The organism is Klebsiella sp. GG_Kp146, assembly GCF_040061975.1.
Lineage (GTDB): Bacteria > Pseudomonadota > Gammaproteobacteria > Enterobacterales > Enterobacteriaceae > Klebsiella > Klebsiella quasipneumoniae.
Window position 1 is genome coordinate 13,846 of record NZ_JBEAHA010000007.1, and the last position, 23,893, is coordinate 37,738.

The 23,893-nt window shown below is 56.3% G+C and carries 25 protein-coding genes and 3 tRNA genes; 16 read left to right on the top strand and 12 right to left on the bottom strand.

Annotated elements, in window-relative coordinates:
• The first annotated feature begins 7 nt into the window (after positions 1 to 7).
• On the top strand, positions 8 to 904 hold the full coding sequence (locus ABLU95_RS08865) for an HlyD family secretion protein (RefSeq protein WP_065881522.1): 897 nt from the start codon (positions 8 to 10) through the stop codon (positions 902 to 904).
• Positions 904 to 2,928, top strand: a complete 2,025-nt coding sequence (locus ABLU95_RS08870) for an FUSC family protein (protein WP_241515637.1) — start codon at positions 904 to 906, stop codon at positions 2,926 to 2,928. Before ABLU95_RS08865 ends, ABLU95_RS08870 begins: the two co-directional genes overlap by 1 nt.
• On the opposite strand, the gene sodC is transcribed toward ABLU95_RS08870, so the two are convergent.
• From sodC to ABLU95_RS08885, 3 genes are all read right to left on the bottom strand, one after another.
• A complete protein-coding gene (sodC, locus tag ABLU95_RS08875) occupies positions 2,921 to 3,442 on the bottom strand; it encodes a superoxide dismutase [Cu-Zn] SodC (RefSeq protein WP_023289937.1) in 522 nt (173 codons plus the stop codon). The genes ABLU95_RS08870 and sodC overlap by 8 nt on opposite strands.
• Before the next feature lie 69 nt (positions 3,443 to 3,511).
• Positions 3,512 to 4,408 (bottom strand): aldo/keto reductase family oxidoreductase, encoded by an 897-nt coding sequence (locus ABLU95_RS08880; protein ID WP_065881519.1) that lies wholly within the window; start codon positions 4,406 to 4,408, stop codon positions 3,512 to 3,514.
• 48 nt (positions 4,409 to 4,456) lie between these two features.
• The gene (locus ABLU95_RS08885; RefSeq protein ID WP_017901094.1) at positions 4,457 to 4,699 is read right to left on the bottom strand and encodes a DUF1289 domain-containing protein; all 243 of its coding nucleotides are present in this window, start codon (positions 4,697 to 4,699) and stop codon (positions 4,457 to 4,459) included.
• 139 nt (positions 4,700 to 4,838) lie between these two features.
• Between ABLU95_RS08885 and ABLU95_RS08890 the strand changes: the two genes are divergently transcribed.
• From ABLU95_RS08890 to rnt, 4 genes are all read left to right on the top strand, one after another.
• Entirely contained in the window at positions 4,839 to 5,438 is a 600-nt protein-coding gene (locus ABLU95_RS08890; protein WP_032428869.1) for a TetR/AcrR family transcriptional regulator, read from the top strand.
• A gap of 53 nt (positions 5,439 to 5,491) precedes the next feature.
• Positions 5,492 to 6,589: an alkene reductase gene (locus tag ABLU95_RS08895; RefSeq protein ID WP_044523573.1), complete on the top strand. Its 1,098-nt coding sequence runs from the start codon at positions 5,492 to 5,494 to the stop codon at positions 6,587 to 6,589.
• A 78-nt stretch (positions 6,590 to 6,667) separates the two neighbouring features.
• Complete coding sequence (gloA, locus tag ABLU95_RS08900; protein WP_032453119.1) at positions 6,668 to 7,075, top strand: lactoylglutathione lyase; 408 nt, start codon at positions 6,668 to 6,670, stop codon at positions 7,073 to 7,075.
• 136 nt (positions 7,076 to 7,211) lie between these two features.
• On the top strand, positions 7,212 to 7,859 hold the full coding sequence (gene rnt / locus ABLU95_RS08905) for a ribonuclease T (protein WP_004202881.1): 648 nt from the start codon (positions 7,212 to 7,214) through the stop codon (positions 7,857 to 7,859).
• Between the two features lie 47 nt (positions 7,860 to 7,906).
• Here rnt and ABLU95_RS08910 read toward each other — a convergent pair whose 3' ends face one another.
• Positions 7,907 to 8,254 (bottom strand): Grx4 family monothiol glutaredoxin, encoded by a 348-nt coding sequence (locus ABLU95_RS08910; RefSeq protein ID WP_002907768.1) that lies wholly within the window; start codon positions 8,252 to 8,254, stop codon positions 7,907 to 7,909.
• A gap of 340 nt (positions 8,255 to 8,594) precedes the next feature.
• On the opposite strand from ABLU95_RS08910, the gene ABLU95_RS08915 reads away from it, so the two are divergent.
• Positions 8,595 to 9,467, top strand: a complete 873-nt coding sequence (locus ABLU95_RS08915) for a C40 family peptidase (protein ID WP_032453120.1) — start codon at positions 8,595 to 8,597, stop codon at positions 9,465 to 9,467.
• Here ABLU95_RS08915 and ABLU95_RS08920 read toward each other — a convergent pair.
• A complete protein-coding gene (locus ABLU95_RS08920) occupies positions 9,422 to 9,907 on the bottom strand; it encodes an AraC family transcriptional regulator (RefSeq protein WP_023289942.1) in 486 nt (161 codons plus the stop codon). The genes ABLU95_RS08915 and ABLU95_RS08920 overlap by 46 nt on opposite strands.
• A gap of 480 nt (positions 9,908 to 10,387) precedes the next feature.
• On the opposite strand from ABLU95_RS08920, the gene sodB reads away from it, so the two are divergent.
• On the top strand, positions 10,388 to 10,969 hold the full coding sequence (gene sodB / locus ABLU95_RS08925) for a superoxide dismutase [Fe] (protein ID WP_023289943.1): 582 nt from the start codon (positions 10,388 to 10,390) through the stop codon (positions 10,967 to 10,969).
• Positions 10,970 to 11,028: 59 nt separating this feature from the next.
• Here sodB and ABLU95_RS08930 read toward each other — a convergent pair whose 3' ends face one another.
• Together ABLU95_RS08930 and ABLU95_RS08935 are read right to left on the bottom strand one after the other, a co-directional pair.
• Positions 11,029 to 12,198 (bottom strand): MFS transporter, encoded by a 1,170-nt coding sequence (locus ABLU95_RS08930; protein WP_277475886.1) that lies wholly within the window; start codon positions 12,196 to 12,198, stop codon positions 11,029 to 11,031.
• A gap of 167 nt (positions 12,199 to 12,365) precedes the next feature.
• Positions 12,366 to 12,455, bottom strand: a complete 90-nt coding sequence (locus ABLU95_RS08935; RefSeq protein ID WP_004152976.1) for a YnhF family membrane protein — start codon at positions 12,453 to 12,455, stop codon at positions 12,366 to 12,368.
• A 295-nt stretch (positions 12,456 to 12,750) separates the two neighbouring features.
• Between ABLU95_RS08935 and purR the strand changes: the two genes are divergently transcribed.
• Positions 12,751 to 13,776, top strand: a complete 1,026-nt coding sequence (gene purR, locus ABLU95_RS08940) for an HTH-type transcriptional repressor PurR (RefSeq protein WP_004202888.1) — start codon at positions 12,751 to 12,753, stop codon at positions 13,774 to 13,776.
• Between the two features lie 18 nt (positions 13,777 to 13,794).
• On the opposite strand, the gene punR is transcribed toward purR, so the two are convergent.
• The gene (gene punR / locus ABLU95_RS08945) at positions 13,795 to 14,706 is read right to left on the bottom strand and encodes a DNA-binding transcriptional activator PunR (RefSeq protein ID WP_004202889.1); all 912 of its coding nucleotides are present in this window, start codon (positions 14,704 to 14,706) and stop codon (positions 13,795 to 13,797) included.
• A gap of 112 nt (positions 14,707 to 14,818) precedes the next feature.
• Between punR and punC the strand changes: the two genes are divergently transcribed.
• Both punC and cfa read left to right on the top strand, forming a co-directional pair.
• Positions 14,819 to 16,000, top strand: coding sequence for a purine nucleoside transporter PunC (punC, locus tag ABLU95_RS08950; RefSeq protein ID WP_065881515.1), 1,182 nt, complete (start codon positions 14,819 to 14,821; stop codon positions 15,998 to 16,000).
• Between the two features lie 294 nt (positions 16,001 to 16,294).
• The gene (gene cfa, locus ABLU95_RS08955) at positions 16,295 to 17,443 is read left to right on the top strand and encodes a cyclopropane fatty acyl phospholipid synthase (RefSeq protein WP_023289946.1); all 1,149 of its coding nucleotides are present in this window, start codon (positions 16,295 to 16,297) and stop codon (positions 17,441 to 17,443) included.
• A gap of 35 nt (positions 17,444 to 17,478) precedes the next feature.
• On the opposite strand, the gene ABLU95_RS08960 is transcribed toward cfa, so the two are convergent.
• Entirely contained in the window at positions 17,479 to 18,114 is a 636-nt protein-coding gene (locus ABLU95_RS08960) for a riboflavin synthase (protein ID WP_023289947.1), read from the bottom strand.
• A gap of 229 nt (positions 18,115 to 18,343) precedes the next feature.
• Between ABLU95_RS08960 and mdtK the strand changes: the two genes are divergently transcribed.
• Positions 18,344 to 19,717, top strand: a complete 1,374-nt coding sequence (mdtK, locus tag ABLU95_RS08965; RefSeq protein ID WP_049014242.1) for an MdtK family multidrug efflux MATE transporter — start codon at positions 18,344 to 18,346, stop codon at positions 19,715 to 19,717.
• A gap of 177 nt (positions 19,718 to 19,894) precedes the next feature.
• A complete protein-coding gene (asr, locus tag ABLU95_RS08970) occupies positions 19,895 to 20,188 on the top strand; it encodes an acid resistance repetitive basic protein Asr (RefSeq protein ID WP_064154508.1) in 294 nt (97 codons plus the stop codon).
• Positions 20,189 to 20,327: 139 nt separating this feature from the next.
• On the opposite strand, the gene ABLU95_RS08975 is transcribed toward asr, so the two are convergent.
• Positions 20,328 to 20,906 carry a TIGR00730 family Rossman fold protein gene (locus ABLU95_RS08975; RefSeq protein ID WP_049013570.1) on the bottom strand — a complete coding sequence of 193 codons (579 nt, stop codon included), beginning with the start codon at positions 20,904 to 20,906 and terminating at the stop codon, positions 20,328 to 20,330.
• 253 nt (positions 20,907 to 21,159) lie between these two features.
• Here ABLU95_RS08975 and ABLU95_RS08980 point away from each other — a divergent pair.
• The 3 genes from ABLU95_RS08980 to ABLU95_RS08990 all read left to right on the top strand — a co-directional run bounded on the left by ABLU95_RS08980 (position 21,160) and on the right by ABLU95_RS08990 (position 21,398).
• A tRNA-Val gene (locus ABLU95_RS08980) sits at positions 21,160 to 21,236 on the top strand.
• A 4-nt stretch (positions 21,237 to 21,240) separates the two neighbouring features.
• Positions 21,241 to 21,317: transfer RNA gene (locus ABLU95_RS08985), tRNA-Val, on the top strand.
• Positions 21,318 to 21,321: 4 nt separating this feature from the next.
• Positions 21,322 to 21,398 (top strand) — tRNA-Val (locus ABLU95_RS08990).
• A 1,551-nt stretch (positions 21,399 to 22,949) separates the two neighbouring features.
• On the opposite strand, the gene ABLU95_RS08995 is transcribed toward ABLU95_RS08990, so the two are convergent.
• Positions 22,950 to 23,192, bottom strand: coding sequence for a hypothetical protein (locus ABLU95_RS08995; protein ID WP_348879266.1), 243 nt, complete (start codon positions 23,190 to 23,192; stop codon positions 22,950 to 22,952).
• A 3-nt stretch (positions 23,193 to 23,195) separates the two neighbouring features.
• A complete protein-coding gene (locus ABLU95_RS09000; protein ID WP_065881506.1) occupies positions 23,196 to 23,642 on the bottom strand; it encodes a hypothetical protein in 447 nt (148 codons plus the stop codon).
• Positions 23,643 to 23,893: the final 251 nt, after the last annotated feature.

A 23,893-nucleotide genomic window follows, 5' to 3' on the forward strand; every position in this document is an offset into this window, starting at 1 on the left:
ACCTGCTATGAAAAAATTAAAATATTTGTCAACGCTGTTGGTGGCGGCCATCGCACTGGTTGCCGCGTGGTTGTTATGGAATTTCTACACTCAGTCCCCCTGGACCCGCGACGGGAAAGTGCGAGCCGAGCAGGTCGGGATCACCCCTCAGGTCTCCGGCAGTATTTTGCAGCTTAACGTGGCCGATAACCAGCGGGTCAAGGCCGGTGAAGTCTTGTTTACCATCGACGACACCCCCTACCGCATTGCGGTGCTGAACGCCCAGGCGCAGCTGGCGAAAGCGCAAGCTGAGGTGGCGAAAGCGCAGGCAGAGCAAAGCAAAGCCGCCAGCGAGGCCCGCCGTCGCAGAAACCTGTCGCAGAATGCCATCTCGGCTGAAGACCTTGAAAACGCCAATACCGCCCTGAATACCGCCACCACCACCCTGGCGGCCGCCAGAGCGGGAGTCGGTGTCACCGAGGCGGCGCTGAAGCATGCGCAGTGGCAGCTCAACCAGACGGTAGTCAAAGCGCCGGTGGACGGCTGGGTGACTAACCTCTCCACCCGGGTCGGCGATTACGCCACCACCGGCCATCCGGTCTTTGCCCTGGTGGACAGCCATTCGTTCTATGTGCTGGGCTACTTTGAAGAGACCAAACTGCGCCATATTCGCATCGGCGATCCGGCGCAAATCATTCTCTACAGCAATCAGCAGACGCTGCAGGGGCATGTCGCCAGCATCGGTCGCGCGATTGTCGACCAGAGCGTGGAACAGGGAACCGGGCTGGTGGCCAATATCAAACCGAATATCCCCTGGGTCCGCCTCGCCCAGCGCGTCCCGGTGCGGATTGCCTTTGATAGCTTGCCGGCCGATGTCACTCTGGTCTCCGGCACCACCTGCACCGTCTCGATCGGCGGACAGTGATGAATCTGCAGACTCTGTCATGGCGCACGCTGCCCTGGGTTAAAGCCACCCGACCGCAGTGGCGATACGCGCTGCGTAACGGCATCGCCATGTGTCTTGCGCTGAGCATCGCCTACGCGCTGGATCTGGATGAGCCCTACTGGGCGATGACCTCCGCGGCGGTGGTCAGCTTTCCCACCGTCGGCGGGGTGATCAGTAAAAGTTTTGGCCGCATTGCCGGCAGCCTGCTCGGCGCCTGCGCCGCCCTGCTGCTGGCGGGCCATACGCTCAACGATCCCTGGCTGTTCCTGTTCAGTATCTCCGGCTGGCTGGCGCTCTGCACCTGGGCCTGCGCCCTGTTCACCAACAACGTGGCCTACGCCTTTCAGCTGGCGGGCTATACCTGCGCCATCATCGCCTTTCCGGTAATTAATATCAGCGACAGCTACGAGCTATGGGTGATTGCCCAGTCGCGCGTCTGCGAAGTCATCGTCGGGATCCTGTGCGGCGGGTTGATGATGATGATCCTGCCCAGCACCTCCGATGGCAGCAACCTGCTGACGGCTCTGAAAACTATGCACGCCCGCCTGCTGGAGCACGCCAGTCTGCTGTGGGTACCGGAAACGACGGATGCTATCCGCACCGCCCATGAAAGCGTAATTGGCCAGATCCTGACCATGAACCTGCTGCGCATCCAGGCCTTCTGGAGCCACTACCGCTTCCGTCGGCAGAATCCCCTGCTGAACTACCTGCTACACCAGCAGCTCCGAATGACCAGCGTCATTTCCAGCCTGCGGCGTATGCTGCTGAACTGGCCTGACGCCCCGGCCAATACCCGCCAGGTGCTGGAGTCGTTGCTTGCGGAGCTCGCCACCGCCAATGCTGACAGCTATCACGTCGCCCGCATTCTGGCGCCGCTGGCGCCGCCGCCGGGCGCGGATTACCGCCACCTTGCCTTCTGGGGGCGGTTACGCTATTTCTGCCGCATTTATCTGGAAAGCAGCCGCTGGATCCGCCGGGTTGAAAATGCCTCGGCGATCGCCGAGTTCAATGTTCCTTCCGCACCCGCGCTGACCCGCCACACGGACCAGGCGGAAGCCCTGCTCAACGGCATTCGTACCTTTTGCGCCCTGGTGGCGATAGGCGCGTGGGGGATCAGTACCCAGTGGACCAGCTGCGCGGCGGCCCTGACCCTGGCCTCCATCTGCTGCGTACTCTACTCGGTGTCGGCCTCGCCGTTTCGCTCGCTGACCCTGCTGATGCAGACCCTGGTCCTGCTGTCGCTGTTCAGCTTTGTGGTGAAATTTGGCCTGATGGTGCAGATAACCGACCTGTGGCAGTTCTTGCTGTTTCTGTTCCCGTTGCTGACCACCATGCAGTTACTCAAGCTGCAGTGGCCAAAATTTGCCGGCCTGTGGGGGCAGCTTATCGTCTTTATGGGCTCGTTTATCTCCGTCACCAACCCACCGGTGTACGACTATGCGGCCTTTTTCAATGACAATTTAAGCAAGATTGTCGGCGTGGGCTTTGCGTGGCTGGCTTTTGCGGTGCTCAGTCCCGGCTCGGACGCCCGCAAAGGGCGACGGCACATCAGAGCGTTACGGCGTCACTTTGTCGATCAGCTCAGCCGCCGCCCCCAGCACAGCGAGCACGAATTTGAATCGCTGGTATATCACCACGTCAGCCAGCTTAGTCAGAGCCAGGATGCGCTGGCCCGCCGCTGGCTACTGCGCTGGGGAGTGGTCTTGCTGAACTGCTCCCACGTGGTCTGGCAGCTTCGCGAGTGGGAAACCCGCTCCGATCCGCTCGCCCAGGTGCGCGATCTGTGTATCAACCTGCTGCGCGATGTGATGAGCGAGCGCGGCGTGCAGCAGCGGCCGCTGGCCACCACGCTGCAGGAGCTGCTGCGGATCTGCGAGGTTCTGAACCACCATCATCAGCCGGCGGCCCGGGAGCTGGCCGCCGCGATCTGGCGACTGTATTGCGCGCTATCGCAGCTGGAACAGGCTCCGGTCGCCGGAACGATTGGCGAAAAGATTACTTAATCACCCCGCAGGCAAACCGTTCGCCGCCGCCGCCCAGCGGCTGCGGACTGTCGGCCATATTATCGCCGCCGACATGAACCATCAGCGCTTTGCCTTTCACTTCCGCCAGCGTTTTCAGACGCGGAGCGATAATCGGCTGGTCAGCCACGCCCGCGTCGTTGACCACCAGCAGGGGCAAATCGCCAAGATGTCCGGTGCCCAGCGGCCCTTCATGTTTACCGGTATGTTGCGGATCGTAATGTCCGCCCGCCGCTCCGGCGGCCACGGCTTTGCCCTCTTTCATCGCCGGCTGGCAGCTGCCTTCTGCATGGATATGAAAGCCGTGCTTGCCCGGCGGCAACGCTCGCAGATCGGGAGCAAATTCGAGTCCGCGGTCGGTTTCGGTGATTTTTACACTGCCGATGGATTGACCAACGCCCTGGCTGGTCACGAGATTAAGTTGCACATCTTCACTGACGGCCTGCGCGCCAGCGCAAAATGCGAGGGAAAGGATAGCGAGAATACATCGTTGCATAACACCTCCGGATGGCTGTCTCCCTGTTAAGTGTAAACCAGGAACAGGTTTCCGGAGGCGAAATGCCTGTTATGGCACGTCGTAACCGAGCGCGGCTTTGCGGATACGGAACCACTGCTGACGGGTCATACTCAGTTTTTCAGCCACAATCGCCGAGCGCACGCGCTCAATTTTGCCCGAGCCGATAATCGGCAGCGGTTGCGATGGCAGGCGCAGCACCCAGGCATAAACCACCTGCTCGATGCTGTCGGCGTTAAGCTCGTGGGCCACCTGGGCCAGCTCGTCGCGCAGCGGCTGAAAGCCCTCTTCATTAAACAGGCGGCCGCCGCCGAGGCAGGACCAGGCCATCGGGCGAATACGCAGCTGCTGCAGCTGATCGAGGGTGCCGTCGAGCAGCAACGGCTGATGCACCGGCGAGATCTCCACCTGGTTGGTAGCAAGCGTAAACGGCAGGCGCGACTGCAGAAGGGTGAACTGGGCAGGGGTAAAGTTCGAGACGCCGAAATGACGTACTTTGCCGCTGTGATGCAGCGCGAGGAAGGCTTCAGCCACCTCATCGGCGTCCATCAGCGGATCCGGCCGGTGGATCAGCAGCAGATCGAGATGGTCCGTCGCCAGATTACTCAGCGATTGCTCAGCGCTGAGCACGATGTGGTCCCGGTCGGTAATGTAGTGACCGATGGTGTTTTCAGCGCGCGCCCGGGTGGCAATGCCGCATTTGCTGACAATTTCCATTCGGCTACGCAGATGCGGCGCCAGCTTCAGGGCTTCACCAAAGGCGGATTCGCACTGGTAATCGCCATAGATATCGGCGTGATCGACGGTGGTAATACCTAAATCAAGATGCTGTTCGATAAAGCTGACCAGCTCGCCTGGCGACATTTTCCAGTCCATCAGACGCCAGTAGCCCATCACAAAACGCGAAAATTCCGGCCCCTGGGGAGCCATAGCAATACGCTGAACCATAACCGCTTCCTCAATAAAAAAGTGCTCTGAGTATACGTAATTTTTGGCTTAAAACAGTGAGGGTTGCTGCGGTTCTTCCGCCGCCTCTGGCCTGTTTGCGCGGATTTTGCGCAGCAGGCGTTGACGGCACAGACGCAATACCTCCTGTTTCTGCGCATCGCTCATCGTTTGCCAGTTAAAACGTTCCTCACGGCTACGGAAACAGCCGCGACAGTAGCCGCGCTCATCGGTCTGACAAATTCCCCGGCACGGGCTCTGCACCGGGAAAAACTCTAACTGCTCTGCCACCACACGCCTCCTGTCCCCTCATCTCCTTTCATTGAAGACGTTTCCCCGCGCTGACGCAAATTTTGTTCACTACGTGCTGCGCCAGCTAACATTTTTGCGCCGGGTCTTGCATTAGACCAATCGGTCTACTACAGTGTGCTCCATGAACAGACACAGCGATTGTGATACCCGAGAACATATTCTGGCCACCGGCGAGCGGCTTTGCATGCATCGCGGCTTTACCGGCATGGGCTTGAGCGAACTCCTGAAGACGGCGGAAGTGCCCAAGGGCTCTTTCTATCATTACTTCCGCTCTAAAGAAGCCTTCGGCGTCGCCTTGCTGGAAAACCATTTCGCCGGATATCTGCAGCGCCTGGTCGAGCATTTCGCCCATGGCGACGGCAACTATCGCGATCGGCTGCTGGCCTACTATCAGCACACGCTGAATCAGTTTTACCAGCAGGGAATTATTAGCGGGTGTCTTACCGTCAAGCTGTCGGCAGAGGTCTGCGATCTGTCGGAAGACATGCGCACCGCCATGAACCACGGCGCCAGCCAGATCATCGCCCTGCTGGGCGACGCGCTGGAGAAAGGACGTCAGGAAGGCAGTCTGACATTTGACGGCGAGGCCATGACCCTGTCGCAGGTGCTTTATTCCCTGTGGCTCGGCGCCAACCTGCAGGCCAAAATAACGCGTAGCGCAACGCCGCTGGAGAGCGCCCTTGCCCACGCGAAACAGATTATTGCGGCGCCTGCTGTTTAACAGGCGTTTTTATTTCATCAGTTCCTAGACGACCGGTCTACTCAGGAGTCATTATGTCGGAATCAAAATTATTCACCCCGTTGAAAGTCGGTGCCGTCACCGTCCCTAATCGCGTATTTATGGCTCCTCTGACGCGTCTGCGCAGCATCGAGCCGGGCGATATCCCTACCCCGCTGATGGGCGAATATTACCGTCAGCGCGCCAGCTCCGGGCTAATCATCAGCGAAGCGACGCAGATTTCCGCCCAGGCCAAAGGCTATGCCGGCGCGCCAGGCCTGCACAGCCCGGAGCAGATTGCCGCCTGGCAGAAAATCACCGCCGGCGTTCACGCGGAAAACGGCCATATCGCCGTGCAGTTGTGGCATACCGGGCGAATTTCCCATAGCAGCCTGCAGCCCGGCGGCGCCGCCCCGGTAGCGCCTTCTGCGCTGAGCGCCGGCACCCGCACCTCGCTGCGCGACGAAAACGGCCACGCCATCCGCGCCGATACCTCGATGCCTCGCGCTCTGGAAACCGAAGAGATCCCGGGGATCGTCGATGATTTCCGTCAGGCGGTGGGCAATGCCCGTGACGCCGGTTTCGATCTGGTTGAACTGCACTCGGCCCACGGCTATCTGCTGCACCAGTTCCTCTCGCCGTCGGCGAACCAGCGTACCGACCAGTATGGCGGCAGCGTGGAAAACCGCGCCCGTCTGGTGCTGGAGGTGGTTGACGCCGTGAGCAAAGAGTGGAGCGCCGACCGGATTGGCATCCGCGTGTCGCCGATTGGCAGCTTCCAGAATGTGGATAATGGCCCGAACGAAGAAGAAGACGCGCTGTATCTGATTAGCGAGCTGGCGAAACGCGGTATCGCCTATCTGCACATGTCCGAGCCGGACTGGGCGGGCGGCAAGCCGTACAGCGAAGCCTTCCGTCAGAAAGTTCGCGACCGCTTCCCGGGCGTGATCATTGGCGCTGGCGCCTACACCGTTGAAAAAGCCAACGACCTGATCAGCAAAGGGCTGATTGATGCCGTGGCCTTTGGCCGCGATTACATCGCCAACCCGGATCTGGTTGCCCGCCTGCAGAAAAAAGCGGCGCTCAACCCGCAGCGCCCGGAGTCCTTCTACGGCGGCGGCGCGGAAGGCTACACCGATTATCCTACGCTGTAATCCCTCCATTGATAGCGGCGACGTATCGCCGCTATACTCAAGGCTCTGATCTATCAAATAAACTGCATAGGGGACATTATGCGCTTACTCCACACCATGCTGCGCGTTGGCGACCTGCAACGTTCTATCGACTTCTATACCAATGTGTTGGGCATGAAGCTGCTGCGCACCAGCGAAAACCCGGAGTACAAATACTCCCTCGCCTTCGTCGGCTACGGCGAAGAGAGCGATACCGCGGTGATCGAACTGACCTACAACTGGGGCGTGGACAGCTATGAGCTGGGCACCGCCTACGGTCACATCGCGCTGAGCGTCGACAACGCCGCCGAAGCCTGCGAGCGGATCCGCCAGAACGGGGGCAACGTTACCCGCGAAGCCGGGCCGGTAAAAGGCGGCAGCACCGTTATCGCCTTCGTGGAAGATCCTGACGGTTACAAAATCGAGCTGATTGAAGAGAAAGACGCCGGCAAAGGGCTGGGCAACTAACCCCCCCGACCATAGCGACTTCATTATCCTCGTTCGCCCGGGCGCTGCGGCGCCCGTTGTTTTCACCCCTGCCTGCTGCAAGCCGTGGCAAAATTTGCCATAATGCGCGCTACTTTTTTCCAGCTAAGAGAATCTGATGTCCGAGAACGCTCAACTGAATGGTCTGTGCGACCGTTTCCGCGGTTTTTATCCAGTGGTGATTGATGTTGAAACCGCAGGATTTAATGCCAAAACCGACGCCCTGCTGGAGATCGCCGCCATTACGTTGAAGATGGATGAGCAAGGCTGGCTGATGCCCGATGAAACGCTGCATTTCCATGTTGAACCTTTCGAGGGCGCCAATCTTCAGCCCGAAGCGCTGGCCTTTAACGGGATTAACCCGCACGATCCAGAGCGCGGCGCCGTTAGCGAATACGACGCTCTGCATGCCATCTTCAAAATGGTACGCAAAGGGATGAAAGAGAGCGACTGCAGTCGGGCTATCATGGTGGCGCACAACGCCACATTTGACCACAGCTTCACCATGACCGCCGCCGAACGGGCGGGGCTAAAACGCAACCCGTTCCATCCGTTTGTCACCTTTGACACCGCCGCGCTGAGCGGGCTGGCGCTGGGCCAGACGGTGTTGTCGAAAGCCTGTATTGCCGCGGGTATGCCGTTCGACGGCGCGCAGGCCCACTCCGCCCTCTACGATACCGAGCAGACGGCACAGCTGTTTTGCGAGATAGTGAACCGCTGGAAGCGTCTGGGCGGCTGGCCGCTGCCGGTGGCGACGCCGGAGTGATAAAAAAAGCGACTTCCAGGAAGTCGCTTTTTTACTGACCGCGGGAATTATTCCGCTTTCGGCTCGTCAGTGTGGTATTTCGCCGCTGTCTCTTTGATCAGCTGCTGCAGTTCACCGCGCTGGTACATCTCGATGACGATATCGCAGCCGCCCACCAGTTCACCGTCCACCCACAGCTGTGGGAAGGTCGGCCAGTTGGCATATTTTGGCAGCTCGGCGCGGATATCCGGGTTCTGCAGGATATCAACGTAAGCAAAACGTTCGCCACAGGCGGACAGCGCCTGAACGGCCTGAGCGGAGAAACCGCAGCTTGGCAGCTTCGGCGAACCTTTCATGTACAGCAGGATCGGGTTTTCAGCGATTTGGCGTTGGATCTTTTCTAAAGTCGAGCTCATTGTCGTGCTTCCTTAAACTTCTTTCTACGGCAGTAACTTGTCATTGTAGCGTCCCGAGGGCAGGACCGATAATAACATTTTTTTCACTATTCATATTTTATCTTCTGTTGCGCGAAGTTGCCTTAAAAATATCATTTTGCCGTCGCGGGCAGGCGCGTGTTGCGCATTTTCTGTGCGAGGCGGTCAATGTCTGACGCGTTTTCTTGCAATCGTTAACCAATCGACATTTTTGATACAAAAGAATATTAACTTTCCGGGTTTTTATGCTTTAGAATCGTTCCGGTTTGTCATTCATCGTCAGGCATTTGTACATGTCTGTAATTAATCAGGGGATTGCTCAGTGGCGCGGCTAAACAAAATCGCGATATCGCTCTGTGCATTACTGTTCACATCTATCTCATTCACGCCACTGGCTCAGGCTTCAGGGCATACGCACGCCTCCGCCTCGCCAAAGGCGTTACCCGCGAAAAGCGGCTCAGAGCGCAAGAAAAAAGCAACCAGTCAAAAAAGTAAAACCACCGCTAAAACCACCAGTAAAAAATCCTCGAGCACCCGGCTCCCTACCCGCTCTACCGCAGCAAGCCAAACCGCGCTTCATCGTCAGGCCGCCGGCGCCACGAAAAAATGCGTGCTGCGTAAAGGGTATAAAAAGCAGTGCGCAAAAACGGTGGCCGCCAGCGCCGAGCCGACCCTGGCGCTGAACAGCGTCAAAAGCAAATGCGTGGTGCGTAAGGGCTATAAAAAACGCTGTAAACCCGAGGCCAGCGAAGCGAATCTGACGATCGCCGACGCGCATAAAGTCCGGGTGCAAAAAGCGCAGAGTACCGCCATGAACAAACTGATGGGCCAGCTGGGTAAACCGTATCGCTGGGGCGGCACCTCGCCGCGCACCGGGTTCGACTGCAGCGGGCTGGTCTATTACGCCTACAAAGACCTGGTCAAGATTCATATCCCGCGTACCGCCAATGAAATGTACCACCTGCGCGATGCGCGTCCGGTCGATCGTGACGAACTGCAGAGCGGCGACCTGGTCTTCTTCCGCACCCGCGGACGCGGCACTGCCGACCACGTTGGCGTTTACGTCGGCAACGGGAAATTCATTCAGTCCCCGCGCACGGGGCGCGATATTCAAATCACCTCCCTGAGCGAAGATTACTGGGTACGTCATTACGTCGGCGCCCGTCGCGTCATGACCCCGAAAACCATTCGTTGATCCCGGTCTGCCGCTACGGCGGCAGCCCTCTTCACCTGCGCGTTCTCCGCCCCCACCGTCAGGGGAAACTGCATATTCGCCTCTGTGACCGGCGCTTCCCGACGATAGCGGGTGGGCGACATGCCAAAGTGACGGTGAAAGGTGCGGCAGAACGCCGCCTGCCCGTCGTACCCCAGACGTTGGGAAATACTCTGCATGGAGGCCTCGGTCTGCGTTAAGTAGATTGTCGCGATGGTCATCTTCCGTCGGCTGACGTAGCTCGCCAGCGTGCAGCCGGTCACCATGGCGAATTGCCGCTGGAAATACCAGTGCGAGTAGCCGGACTTTTTCGCTATCGCGCTTACCGGCAGGGTGTCAAAAATATGTGCTTCGATCCAGTCAACGATCCCCTGCACGACCGGGATCATTTTCGGGCTTACCACTTCATCTGTTTTTGCCATCGTAGCCATCCTGTGGAAATTACTGCCGGCGGCTATATTTGTCATACAAATATCAAAATAGACAATGAATTATTGGCATAGCGGCGATTGCCTGAAAGCATAGCGTCATTAATTATTTGATTTAAAATGCTTATTTTCACTCAGTCGTTTGCGCTGCGGGGCCTTAAGATGGCCTGCTGAGAAATTAACCATCGCGGTGAGAGGCTGGAGACCCAGCCTCCTTTTACTTATACATTTTTGCAACATCTGCGGGCGTCTTAACGCGCCGCTACGCAGAAAACGGTTAAGCCTTCGGCAGTTGCGCCGGCGATAATAGCCTTTATCGTTGTAAGGCTTTTCACTGCCTGCGGCAAATGTTAACATTCTCAATACAATAACAAGCCCGGGACGCGACAGCGTCGGGCGGTCAGAACGCGATTCAGGTGAAAACCTCATCTTGTCAATGTGAGATAAAACAAAAAAGTTATAAGGAGAGTAGCAATGTCGTTTGAATTACCTGCATTACCATATGCAAAAGACGCCCTGGCGCCGCACATTTCCGCAGAAACCCTGGAATACCACTACGGTAAACACCACCAGGCGTATGTCACTAACCTCAACAACCTGATCAAAGGCACCGCGTTCGAAGGTCAATCGCTCGAAGAGATCGTGCGCACCTCTGAAGGCGGCGTTTTCAACAACGCGGCGCAGGTCTGGAACCACACCTTCTACTGGAACTGCCTGGCACCGAACGCCGGCGGCGAACCGGAAGGCGAGCTGGCGGCCGCGATTGCCAAATCCTTCGGTAGCTTCGCAGAGTTTAAGGCCAAATTTACCGACGCCGCGGCGAAAAACTTTGGCGCTGGCTGGACCTGGCTGGTTAAAAATGCCGACGGCAGCCTGGCTATCGTCTCCACCAGCAACGCGGGTACCCCGCTGACCACCGACGCGAAGCCGCTGCTGACCGTTGACGTCTGGGAACATGCTTACTACATCGACTACCGCAACGCCCGTCCAAGCTATCTGGACCACTTCTGGGCGCTAGTTAACTGGAAGTTTGTTGCCGCTAACCTGGCCGCATAAACGACAAACCGCAGCAGAGTGACCCCTGCTGCGGTTTTTTTTACACCCTTCCCCACCGTTTATGACTGGCTGGCAAAGGCCTCCTCCGGCTGCGCTCGTCCGCTAAACCAGACCAGCAGCAGCGCCAGACCGGCAATAATCGCGCCCATCACCGGCACAAACGCATATCCCAGTCCGCCGGAGATCACCGCCCCGCCGGCGGCGGCGCCCAGCGCGTTGCCCAGGTTGAACGCCCCGATATTCACCGAAGAAGAGAGACCCGGCGCCTCATGCGCCACGCGCATCACTCGCATCTGCAGCGGCGGCACTACCGCAAAGGTGGCTGCGCCCCAGACGATCATACTGATGGCCGCACCCGCCTGGGATTGCGCCAGCAGTGGTATCGCCAGCATGATCGCCATCAGCAGCAGCAGAAAGCCTTTCAGCGTGCGGGAGACCGACCGGTCGGCGAATTTGCCGCCCAGATAGTTGCCCAGCGAAAAACCAACTCCAATCAGCACCAGCATCGCGGTGATAAACAGCGATGAAGCATGGGTCAGCGTATTCAGTACCGGCGAAATGTAGGTATACAGCGTAAACATCGCCCCGGCGCCCAGCACGGTGGTCAGTAAGGCAGAAAGCACCTGCGGCCGTATCAGGACCGAAAGCTCTTGTTTGACATCCGGCCGTTCGCCCGCGCTGCCCTTCGGCAGGGAGAACCACAGGCTCACCATCGCCAGCAGGCCTAACCCCGCGGTGGCGAGGAAGGACATCCGCCAGCCGATGGTTTCCCCAAGCCAGGTCGCGGCAGGCACGCCGCCGATATTAGCGATGGTGAGGCCCATAAACATGGTGGCCACCGCGCTGGCCTGCTTGTGCTTGGGCACCACGCTGGCCGCCACCACCGACCCCAGGCCAAAAAAGGCGCCGTGGTTGAGGCTGGTAATAATGCGCGACAGCAGCAGCGTGGTGTAATCCGGCGCAATGGATGACAGCAGGTTGCCGACGGTGAAGATCCCCATCAGAAAAATCAGCGCGTTGCGTCGGGCGCGATGGGACAGCAGCAGGGTCATCAGCGGCGCGCCGACCATGACGCCGATGGCATACGCACTGATCAGCATTCCCGCTACCGGTATCGAGACGTCCACGCCCTTGGCAATCACCGGCAGCAATCCCATCGGGGAGAACTCGGTGGTCCCGATGCCAAAGGCGCCGATCGCCAGCGCGAGTAAAGGAAAGTTGATTTTCATTCAATGACTCCATCAGACCGTCAGGGAGGACGGCGTAACATCAGAAGCCAAAAGCATGACATCAATCACAAAAAAACAAAAGTGAACGAAATGACAAAAGATTTTTGCAGAATTGATAATAATGGCGGGATACGGGGAGGAGGCCGCGCTCCTCCCTCATCGGAACATTAGTGCAGTATGGCGGTCAGGCTGAATGCGACGATCACGCCGAGGGCAATAATCGTGGTGATCAGCGAAAACTTTAAATTGGTATCCATCATATTTCCCTCTTGTTATCCCCACACCAAAAGTGAGCTTGCTCATTTTTGCACAAAAAATCGCAAAAATCTTCCGGGATTTAGGGCGATGCACATTTTTGCTCTTCCACTTTGCCCCAAGATCGGACAAAATCCCACGCTAATTTAAAAGCGTATCGGCCATTGACCCCTTCCTGTCGTTCTGTGTCGTTTTCCCGACGTGATGCAATGTTGAAAATTGTATTCAGGGTGTGTGTAGGCAAACGTTTACGTATCGATGATCAGGCGATCAGGTCAAGGCATGGAGTGAGATGTAATGGCAACTATTAAAGATGTAGCGAAGCGCGCAAACGTTTCCACTACAACTGTATCACATGTAATTAACAAAACCCGTTTCGTTGCCGAAGAGACGCGCAATGCGGTATGGGCGGCGATTAAAGAGCTGCACTACTCGCCGAGCGCCGTGGCCCGCAGCCTGAAAGTCAATCATACAAAATCGATTGGCCTGCTGGCGACCAGTAGCGAAGCCGCCTATTTCGCTGAAATCATTGAGTCCGTTGAAAAGAGCTGCTTCCAGAAGGGCTATACCCTGATTCTCGGCAACGCCTGGAACGACCCGGAAAAACAGCGGGCCTATCTGTCGATGATGGCGCAAAAACGCGTCGACGGTCTGCTGGTGATGTGTTCCGAATACCCGGACTCCGTCCTGAGCATGCTGGAAGAGTATCGCCATATTCCGATGGTGGTGATGGACTGGGGCGAAGCAAAAGCTGACTTTACCGATGCGGTAATCGATAACGCCTTCCAGGGCGGGTATATCGCCGGACGTTACCTGATTGAACGCGGTCACCGCGAAATCGGCGTGATCCCGGGCCCGCTGGAGCGCAACACCGGCGCGGGGCGACTGGCCGGCTTCATGCAGGCGATGAAAGAGGCGCATATCAGCGTGCCGGAAAACTGGATTGTACAGGGCGACTTCGAGCCGGAGTCCGGCTACCGCGCCATGCAGCAGATCCTGAGCCAACAACACCGTCCAACGGCGGTCTTCTGCGGCGGCGACATTATGGCGATGGGCGCTATCTGCGCCGCGGATGAAATGGGGCTGCGCGTGCCGCAGGACATTTCGCTGATCGGTTATGATAATGTGCGCAATGCCCGCTATTTCAGCCCGGCGTTAACCACCATTCATCAGCCGAAAGATTCGCTGGGCGAAGCCGCGTTCAATATGCTGTTGGATCGTATCGTCAACAAGCGCGAAGAGTCGCAGTCTATTGAAGTGCACCCTCGGCTGGTCGAACGCCGCTCAGTGGCGGATGGCCCGTTTGTCGACTATCGTCGCTAAAGCACTGGCGGGCGCGGATCACTCCGGCGCCCGCAGCCACTCCCGATTCAGCGTGTCGCTGTCCCCCAGGTAGTCCAGCATCCAGTTTAACGCCGGCGAAGCATCATTCTGCTGCCAGGTCAGACAGCAGGCCGCATCCGGAAACGGATTTTCCAGCGCCAGCGCGGTCCACTCGCCGCGATCCACCCATGGCCGGGCGAAATGGCTTGGCACCATGCCGACGCAGAGCCCTGCCGACAGACAGGTTGCCGACGATTCCCAGTCGGGGACCACCACCCTCTTCTGGTTATCCAGCAGCCACGTTGTCCGTTTGGGCAACGAACGCGAGGTATCTTCCCGCACCAGCGACGGCCAGTTGCGCAGGACATCGTCGCTCAGCGGCCCCGCCATCTTCGCCAGCGGGTGATCGCTCGCCACCACGCAGTCCCAGCTCAGCATCCCCATATCGCGGAACGCATAGCGGCCCCCAACCGGAATAGAGCGCGTTGCGCCAATCGCCAGCTCCACGCGGCCGTCGGCCAGCGCATCCCATACGCCATTGAACACTTCCTGAAAAACGATCAGCTCGACATCGGGAAAATGGCGATAGAAATCCACAATCATCTGGCGCATCCGCGCGGGTTTCACGATATCGTCCACCGCGATCGACAACTGCCCGCGCCAGCCGTTGGCGATTTGCTGGCACTGCTGGCGGGTGATCTGCATTTTTTTGATAACAGAGCGCCCTTCCTGTAAAAACCAGACCCCGGCAGGGGTCAGCTCCACATCACGATGACGGCGCTCAAACAACGGGACGGCCAGCCACTCTTCGAGCTGACGCACGGTATAGCTGACGGCGGAAGGCACCCGATGAAGCTCCTGCGCCGCCGCGCTAAAGCTGCCGTTACGGGCGACGGCATCAACCACTTCCAGAGAGTATTCAGACCACATTTTCTGCCTGCAAATTTTTTGAATGCATGTGACAAATATTAGCGTTTCACAAGCCACAATGCACTCCCTACACTCTGCGGCATCGTACCTGTACTCCAAAAATGAGAACGTTATGTCACAACCTGGGAAAGGATTTTTAGTCTGGCTGGCCGGCCTGAGCGTGCTGGGCTTTCTGGCCACCGATATGTACCTGCCGGCATTTGCCGCCATGCAGCAGGATCTCGACACCTCCGCCGCATCCATTAGTGCCAGCCTGAGCCTGTTCCTCGCCGGCTTCGCGCTGGGCCAGCTCTTCTGGGGGCCGCTGTCAGACCGCTACGGGCGTAAACCGGTGCTGCTGAGCGGCCTGGCGATTTTCGCGGTCGGCTGCCTGGGAATGCTGTGGGTGCAGAACGCCACGCTGATGCTGGCGCTGCGTTTTCTGCAGGCGATTGGCGTCTGCGCCGCGGCGGTTACCTGGCAGGCGATGGTGACCGATTACTATCCCGCCCAGCGCACCAACCGCATCTTCGCCACTATTATGCCGCTGGTAGGACTGTCCCCTGCGCTGGCCCCGCTGCTGGGCAGCTGGCTGCTGGTGCACTTCGAGTGGCAAGCCATCTTCGCCACCTTGTTTGCCATCACTCTGCTGCTGATGCTGCCTGCCCTGCGCCTGAAGGCCGCCGCTAAGTCGGCCACAGTGGCTGAAAAGAAAATCACTTTTCTGGCGCTGCTGCGCTCCCGGGAGTACAGCGGCAACGTCCTGATCTACGCCGCCTGTTCCGCCAGCTTCTTCGCCTGGCTTACCGGTTCGCCGTTTATCCTACATGAGATGGGCTACGGCCCGACCGCCATCGGCCTGAGCTATATCCCGCAGACCATCGCTTTTCTGGTGGGCGGCTATGGCTGTCGCGCGCTGCTGCAAAAATGGTCCGGGCAACAAATGCTCCCGTGGCTGCTGGTGGTCTTCGCCGTCAGCGTCGCCGCCACCTGGCTGGTGGGTCTGCAAACGCATGCCTCGCTGGTGGCGTTGATGATCCCGTTCTGCCTGATGGCGGTGGTCAACGGCGGGATCTACCCCATCGTGGTCGCTCAGGCGCTGAAGCCTTTCCCGCAGGCAACCGGCCGCGCGGCGGCGCTGCAGAACACCCTCCAGCTTGGCCTGTGCTTCCTGACCAGCCTGCTAGTCTCCACGCTGATCGCCACACCGCTGCTGACCACCACCAGCGTGATGCTGGTCTCTATTTTGTTAGCCGGAGTGGGTTATCGCCTGCAGCAGACGCCAGCGCTGGCGGCCCACTCTTCCCACGCCTGACGCCCGTCGCCAGAGCCCGGACCAGTGGTTAGCACGCTAAGATATTTTTATTGAAAGCCAGTACTTAGCGTCCTATACTGGATCCGGGTTCACATAAATAAAAAATATTTAACAGATTAACGGATGCAGGATGCCTCCGTTTCACCATGGAAGGCCTTTCGGCAAGGGTTATCTCCCTTCCTCTGTTCTACGTCGGATAGCGACTTCACGGATTATCCGTGAGATTTCTCACAAAGCCAAAAAAGCGTCTACGCTGTTTTAAGGTTCTGATCACTTGGGCGTGATGGAGAAGCTATGAGTTCATCGTGTATAGAAGAAGTAAGTGTACCAAATGATGACTGGTACCGGATTGCAGCTGAATTGTTGGGCCGTGCGGGAATTGAAATCAATGGCTCCGCGCCGTCAGACCTGCGGATTAAAAACCCTCTTTTTTTTAAACGCGTATTGCAGGAGGGGTCGCTGGGTTTAGGCGAAAGCTATATGGACGGCTGGTGGGACTGCGAGCGTCTGGATATATTCTTCCATAAAGTGCTCCGCGCCGGGCTGGAAAAACAACTCCCTCACCATTTCAAAGACACACTCCGCATCGCAGGCGCTCGCCTGTTTAACCTGCAAAGTAAAAAACGCGCCTGGATCGTCGGCAAAGAGCACTATGACCTCGGCAACGATCTTTTCAGCCGGATGCTTGATCCCTACATGCAATATTCCTGCGGGTACTGGAAAGAGGCGCAGACCCTCGAAGCCGCGCAGCAGGATAAGCTGGATCTCATCTGCCGTAAGCTGGAGCTCGAGCCAGGCATGCGAGTGCTGGATATCGGCTGCGGCTGGGGCGGTCTTGCCGAATATATGGCGCGGAATTACCAGGTGAGCGTTGTCGGCGTGACCATCTCCGCCGAACAGCAAAAGATGGCCCAGGCGCGCTGCGATGGCCTTGACGTGGATATTCGTCTTCAGGATTATCGCGATCTGCACGACAGCTTCGACCGCATCGTCTCCGTCGGCATGTTCGAACACGTGGGTCCCAAAAATTACGCCACCTACTTTGAGGTCGCCGATCGTAATTTGAAACCCAACGGCCGCTTCTTACTGCACACCATCGGTTCCAAAGTCACCGACCATAACGTTGACCCGTGGATCAATAAATATATCTTCCCTAACGGCTGCCTGCCGTCGGTACGGCAGATCGCCGATGCCAGCGAGAAGCACTTTGTGATGGAAGACTGGCACAACTTCGGCGCCGATTATGACACCACCCTGATGGCCTGGTATGAGCGTTTCCTCGCCAGCTGGCCGGAAATTGCCGATAACTATTCTGAGCGTTTCAAACGCATGTTCAGTTATTACCTGAACGCCTGCGCCGGCGCCTTCCGCGCCCGCGACATTCAGCTCTGGCAGGTGGTGTTCTCGCGCGGGATTGAACACGGACTGCGCGTCGCCCGTTAAAAAACACCCCCCGCTCACCGGCGGGGGATTTTTTGTCAGGCTTCACTGACCTTAGCCGCGACCTCTTTCGCCGCCAGCACGCGTTCAACCGTATCGACAACCGCCTGGGTTTGCGGGTCGATCTCGATATTGACGCGGTCGCCCAGCTTCTTCGCCCCCAGCGTGGTCCGCTGCAGCGTCTCCGGAATAAGATGCACGCAGAATCGGGTTGCCGTCACCTCGCCTACCGTCAGGCTGATGCCATCGATACCGATGAATCCTTTATAAAGGATATATTTCATCAGCGTCGGATCCTGTACTTTAAACCAGATCTGACGGTTATTTTCGGAAGTGAGGATCTTCACGATTTCCGCCGTGGTCATAATATGGCCGGACATCAAATGCCCGCCGATTTCATCACTGAATTTCGCCGCCCGTTCGACATTGACTTCATCCCCGACCTGAATATCGCCGAGGTTGGTAATCCGCAGCGTCTCTTTCATCAGATCGAAGCTGATGCGCGCGCCGTTGATGTCGGTCACCGTCAGGCAGCAGCCGTTGTTGGCTACCGATGCCCCGGTTTCGAGCCCCTCCAGCATATGCGCCGGCAGCTCCACCACGTGGGTGCGAAAATTGGGTTTATCATCAATGGAGACCACTTTCGCGGTTCCCTGAACAATACCAGTAAACATGTTTGGCTCCTGTTGAAAATCATGACGGTATCATTACCGTTTTCGCTATCGGGAACAATAACAGGAGGGCTGAGCGGTTGCCAGCGCGCTTCGTGCCTCGACTCTTTTTTCACTGGCTTAATGGCTAATCCTCGCTACAATAGACTGGAATTTCCTCATTTTTATCCCCTTGCTGCCAGTTACGGCGGCTTTTTTAGTCTCAAAAAAACAACAATACAAAGGTGTTCACGTGCAGAAGTATTTCATTGAAGCGCGTCAGTTATTAGCTCTGGCTATACCCGTCATTCTTGCGCAAGTGGCGCAGACGGCGATGGGTTTTGTCGATACCGTGATGGCGGGCGGCTACAGCGCCACCGATATGGCCGCGGTGGCCATCGGGACCTCCATCTGGCTACCGGCCATTCTCTTCGGCCACGGGCTGCTGCTGGCGCTGACCCCGGTAGTGGCGCAGCTCAATGGCTCCGGGCGGCGGGAGCGTATCGCGCCGCAGGTGCGTCAGGGCTTCTGGCTGGCGGGGCTGGTCTCGGTGTTGATCATGATCGTGCTGTGGAATGCCGGGTATATCATCAGCTCCATGCACAACATCGATCCGCTGCTGGCGGAGAAGGCGGTTGGCTATCTGCGCGCGCTGCTGTGGGGGGCGCCGGGCTATCTGTTCTTCCAGGTTGCCCGTAATCAGTGTGAAGGGCTGGCGAAAACCAAGCCCGGGATGGTCATGGGCTTTATCGGTTTACTGGTCAACATTCCGGTGAACTACATCTTTATCTATGGCCATTTTGGCATGCCGGAGCTGGGCGGCGTCGGCTGCGGCGTGGCGACGGCCTCCGTTTACTGGGTGATGTTCGCCAGCATGCTGTGGTGGGTGCGCCGGGCGCGTTCAATGCGCGATATCCGCTGCGTCGAGGGCTTCAGCGGCCCCGATTTCGCCGTTCTGCTGCGGTTGGTGCAGCTGGGGCTGCCCATCGCCCTGGCGCTGTTCTTCGAAGTGACCCTGTTTGCCGTCGTCGCGCTGCTGGTCTCTCCGCTCGGGATCATTGACGTCGCCGGCCACCAGATTGCGCTGAACTTCAGCTCGCTGATGTTCGTTCTGCCGCTGTCGCTGGCGGCCGCGGTCACCATTCGCGTCGGCTTCCGCCTCGGCCAGGGCTCAACGATCGATGCCCAGGTTTCCGCCCGCACGGGTGTGGGCGTGGGCGTCTGTCTGGCGGTGTTTACCGCTATCTTTACCGTGCTGATGCGTAAGCAGATTGCCCTGCTGTATAACGATAACCCTGAGGTGGTGATGCTGGCCTCGCATCTGATGCTGCTGGCGGCGGTCTACCAGATCTCCGACTCCATTCAGGTGATCGGCAGCGGTATCCTGCGTGGCTATAAAGATACGCGGTCTATCTTTTTTATCACCTTTACCGCGTACTGGGTGCTGGGTTTGCCCAGCGGCTACCTGCTGGCGCTGACCGACGTGATTGTCCCCCGCATGGGGCCCGCCGGCTTCTGGTGCGGATTTATCATCGGCCTGACCTCCGCCGCCATTATGATGATGCTGCGGATGCGTTTTCTGCAGCGCCAGCCCTCCAGCACAATCTTACAGCGCGCCGCGCGCTAATCCTGCCAAAGCCCGCCACCCCGGCGGGCTTTTTCTTTCTTCAGTTTTGTTCCGGCGTTGTACATTCCGTTACTCCCCGACACCAAAGACTCACTGATGAGCGCCCCGGAGATGCATATAGTGTGGCCAACAGCCCCGCAGTGGGGTTACTCAGGAAACCAATTCGAGGATTTCAGCATGAAAAAAGTATTAGCTCTGGTTGTTGCCGCTGCTATGGGTCTGTCATCTGTTGCTTTCGCCGCCGATGCCGCGACCACCACCCCGGCTGCCGCAGCCAGCCACACCACCGTTCATCACAAGAAACACCATAAAGCGGCGGCGAAACCGGCAGCCGAACAGAAAGCCCAGGCAGCGAAGAAACACCATAAAGCCGCAGCGAAACCGGCAGTAGCGCAGAAAGCCCAGGCGGCGAAGAAGCACCACAAAGCGGCGCACCACGCAGCCAAACCGGCGGTACAACCGGCGGCATAACGGTCAGAGCGTTAAGGTGATAACCGGCGCTGAATAGCGCCGGTTTTTTTTCAGGAGGACATCATGCTGCAACGCTATCGCTTCGAATTGCTGTTGGTTCTGCTCATCGTCTGCGCGCTGTTTACCCTTCGCTTGATGTTTAAATAGCGGGCTGCTGAACCCATTTACGCGCCGGCGGCGTATAGTCGCGAAAACCGGCGATAATCTCCTCTGCCGAGGCAGCAAACGGCAGCATCTCCGCGTAGCGCGGGTGCATAAACCCTTCCCGCACCATGTTATTGACCATCGCCTGCAGCGGATCGTAATACCCTTTAATATTCAGAAATGCGCACGGCTTTTCATGGATGCCCAGCTGCGCCCAGGTCCACTGTTCGAAAATCTCTTCCAGCGTCCCCGCTCCGCCCGGCAGAGCAATAAAGCCGTCGGCCAGCGCCGCCATTTTGGTTTTCCGTTCGTGCATATCCTCAACCACATGCAGCTCCGTCAACCCGCGATGGGCTATTTCCCGTTCCACCAGGCCGCGCGGCATCACGCCAATCACCACGCCGCCAGCCTCGAGCGCCGCATCGGCAACCGCCCCCATCAAGCCAACTTTGCCGCCGCCATAGACAACAGCCAGTCCCTGCTGCGCCAGCGTGTGGCCAACCCGTCGGGCAGTGTCGAGATACAGCGGATGTTCGCCAGCTGAAGAACCGCAGAAAATACCTATCGATTTCATCTTCGTTATTACTCCTCTCTTCTGGTGGGCGATAATTTAACACAACGGCAACCTTTGTGCGCAGGTTGAGACCCGCGGAGAAAAGAGAGGCGAGGCGCCTGCTGGCGAAGAAATATCCTTGTGGTTCAGTAAAATATCGCCGGAATGGGTAAAAGATCCGCAATCGCAAGCAATGTACAAGAAAAGTGACGTTTACCTCTTGCCACATCCCCTGCCTGCCGCTAATATGCGTCCCCGTTGTCACCACAACATTGCGTTCGTAGCTCAGTTGGTTAGAGCACCACCTTGACATGGTGGGGGTCGTTGGTTCGAGTCCAATCGAACGCACCATTATGCGTTTATAGCTCAGTTGGTTAGAGCACCACCTTGACATGGTGGGGGTCGTTGGTTCGAGTCCAATTAAACGCACCATAATGCGTCTGTAGCTCAGTTGGTTAGAGCACCACCTTGACATGGTGGGGGTCGATGGTTCGAGTCCATTCAGACGCACCAAGCTGTTTTTCCTTCCTGATTACACAGCCTCGTTCTTGTCAAATAACGCGCTTTGTTTATAAACTCCAGATCAGCCTGCCATTTCTCACAGTATTTCACTTCCAGAGAGTCCAGATCCTTATAAAACCCATCCCAGCGCCCTGTCGAGCGGCCCCATACCATTCGCTATGATGTTTGACTACCAGCCGGTTGACTACGTTTTTTCACCAGCGGATCCCGCACTGCCAGCGCCTGTCTGATTTCCTCTGCTGTCACTTTCCCGTCGCGGTTGCTGTCCATCTCCGCCATCAGGTCACGATATAACTGTGCTACCAGACCGTATTGAAACCCCGCGCCCTGTTCAGCTGTTCGGCTTATCGCCCCAAACGCCTGGAAATCCATCTCTCATACGGGCTGTTCATCACATCGCCCCCGCTGCTTTCCTCCAGCGCCTGAAATCCAAGTTTCTCTAAATCGTACTGGTTAACTTCCTCAACATCATTTTGTGGTAACCAGCCACTGCCGCTGACTTTATACCACCATTTTTGTGACTCATCCGCGACGGGCGTTGCTGCTCCCCGGGAGAGCTGGCATTGCGCGCCCAGCCTCGCCGATGTCGGGGTAAATACCGGCTATCCTGTCGGGTAAACAGGGATTTTCCCTTTGGTACCAGAACGGACCGTTTACCGCCCTCCACATTCTCTGGGTTGGCTAAAAATCCCGGCATGTTCGGGTCGGTGCTCAGCACCTCCATGGCTTATATCAATTGTGACAACTAATCTCATTCATGAATATGAAGGAATTCATTTCTTTTTATACAATCATTATCAGAAAATTTGTCCTTCATAAATATACAATGCTGTTTCACATACTCATCCCAAAAGGAGTTTGAGGTTCTATTTTCATGTGGCATTGCAACTTTCTGTTTTGATAAGATAGCTTTCAATTCTCGATTGCGTTCATATGTCTGTTCGTACAAGCATGAGTTTTTATAAATCTGTAATTCCTCACCATCAGCTGACATATATGCACATATACTATCCCTGGCTTTAATCCAGGATCTTTGCGTGTTTTTTATGTTTTCTTTTAGTTCAGGATATGTTGTAACTATGGCGTTATATAAATAATTCAAATACACATCTTAATTTTTATAGTTTTCAAGAGAGCATTGCTCTAAACCCATAAAATAATTCAGCCGCATCCCGTTTCTTATTCGTTCAGAATTTATTTCCCTCTTTACGGACAGAGATACAGATTTCTCCTTAACAGGGTTAGTTGTCAGTTGGATGTGTCTTTAGTTTAACGAGTCGTACCAAAGCTTTCCGGAATTATTTATAATGGGATTGTAGATATGTCTTGATTTCTGTTGCATTTTTATATTTGAAATGTAACTCCTCACCATTAAATTCTCCATTGAGGCCGTTGAGATTCTGGTCTTTTTTTATAGAAGGATTTATAGAAAGGCTATTAAGGTTATAGTTATAACCATAAACCTGATACGCAGTTCCATTTATTTTTCCCGCAGAGTGTCGTTGTTCCCATGAGATTAATACAATTATATTTTTTTATTGTTTATTTTAGTAAAAAAATTGTTTCCACATGAGATTCACCACCATCGACCTCATAAGACTCCACTTTGATACTATTACCATTAGCTTTGAAATAAAGCGCTAATGGATAATTAGCATCATCCTCCCTCTTAATATAAACACTATCATTAGCATCTAACTTAAATGGCCCTTGTACTATGTCGGTTTTAGCTAGTGCATAAAAAGAAGAAATCAACAAAGATAAGCCAAAAATAAAGCCACGCATAAATCACTCCTTATCGACTCTTAATAATGGGGCCACTGCATTAAACCTTTGTAGGCGATCAGGGTAACCATTCTGCCCACCATTAACTATTTGCGTGACTTCTTGCACACTCAATGCTCTGGCAGTTTTGTTTAGTCCTTTACTTACCCAAAAGGAAAAAGCTGACTCTACACCATATTCAGTATTACTTATCACTAGATCAGGTTGTTCGACAAAGTCTCTCTTATCATCCGGATTCATTTCATTATGTTTATTAGTAAAAAGAACGGGCCGTTTATCACCTTTCACTTTTTCAGGGTTGGCTAAAAATCCTGGCATGTTTGGATCTGTACTCAGCACTTCCAGATGGACAAACCACTCCCTGTCCACAAGCTGATTCCCTTCACCCGGCGACTCCGTACAGCCCATAAATCCGACGGGCGTTCCGGCGCTGACCTTCCATATTAGCATCTAACTTGAATCCCCCTCGTACTATGTCGGAGTTAGCGCCACAGAGTCAAAAGCGCCTTTTTGTTTTGCCCTCTGTATCCACCCCAGCATCAGCGCCTACATTTCACCATCCGGCTCCATCAGTTCCGGATCCAGCGTTACCCACTACTGTTCTTTGCCCGGGACGTCATCTTTCAGTAAACGGACCAGGCCAAATGTTGTCAGAGTGGCTTTGCCATTCTTCGTGACGTAAAACCGCCCCGTCCGGGAAA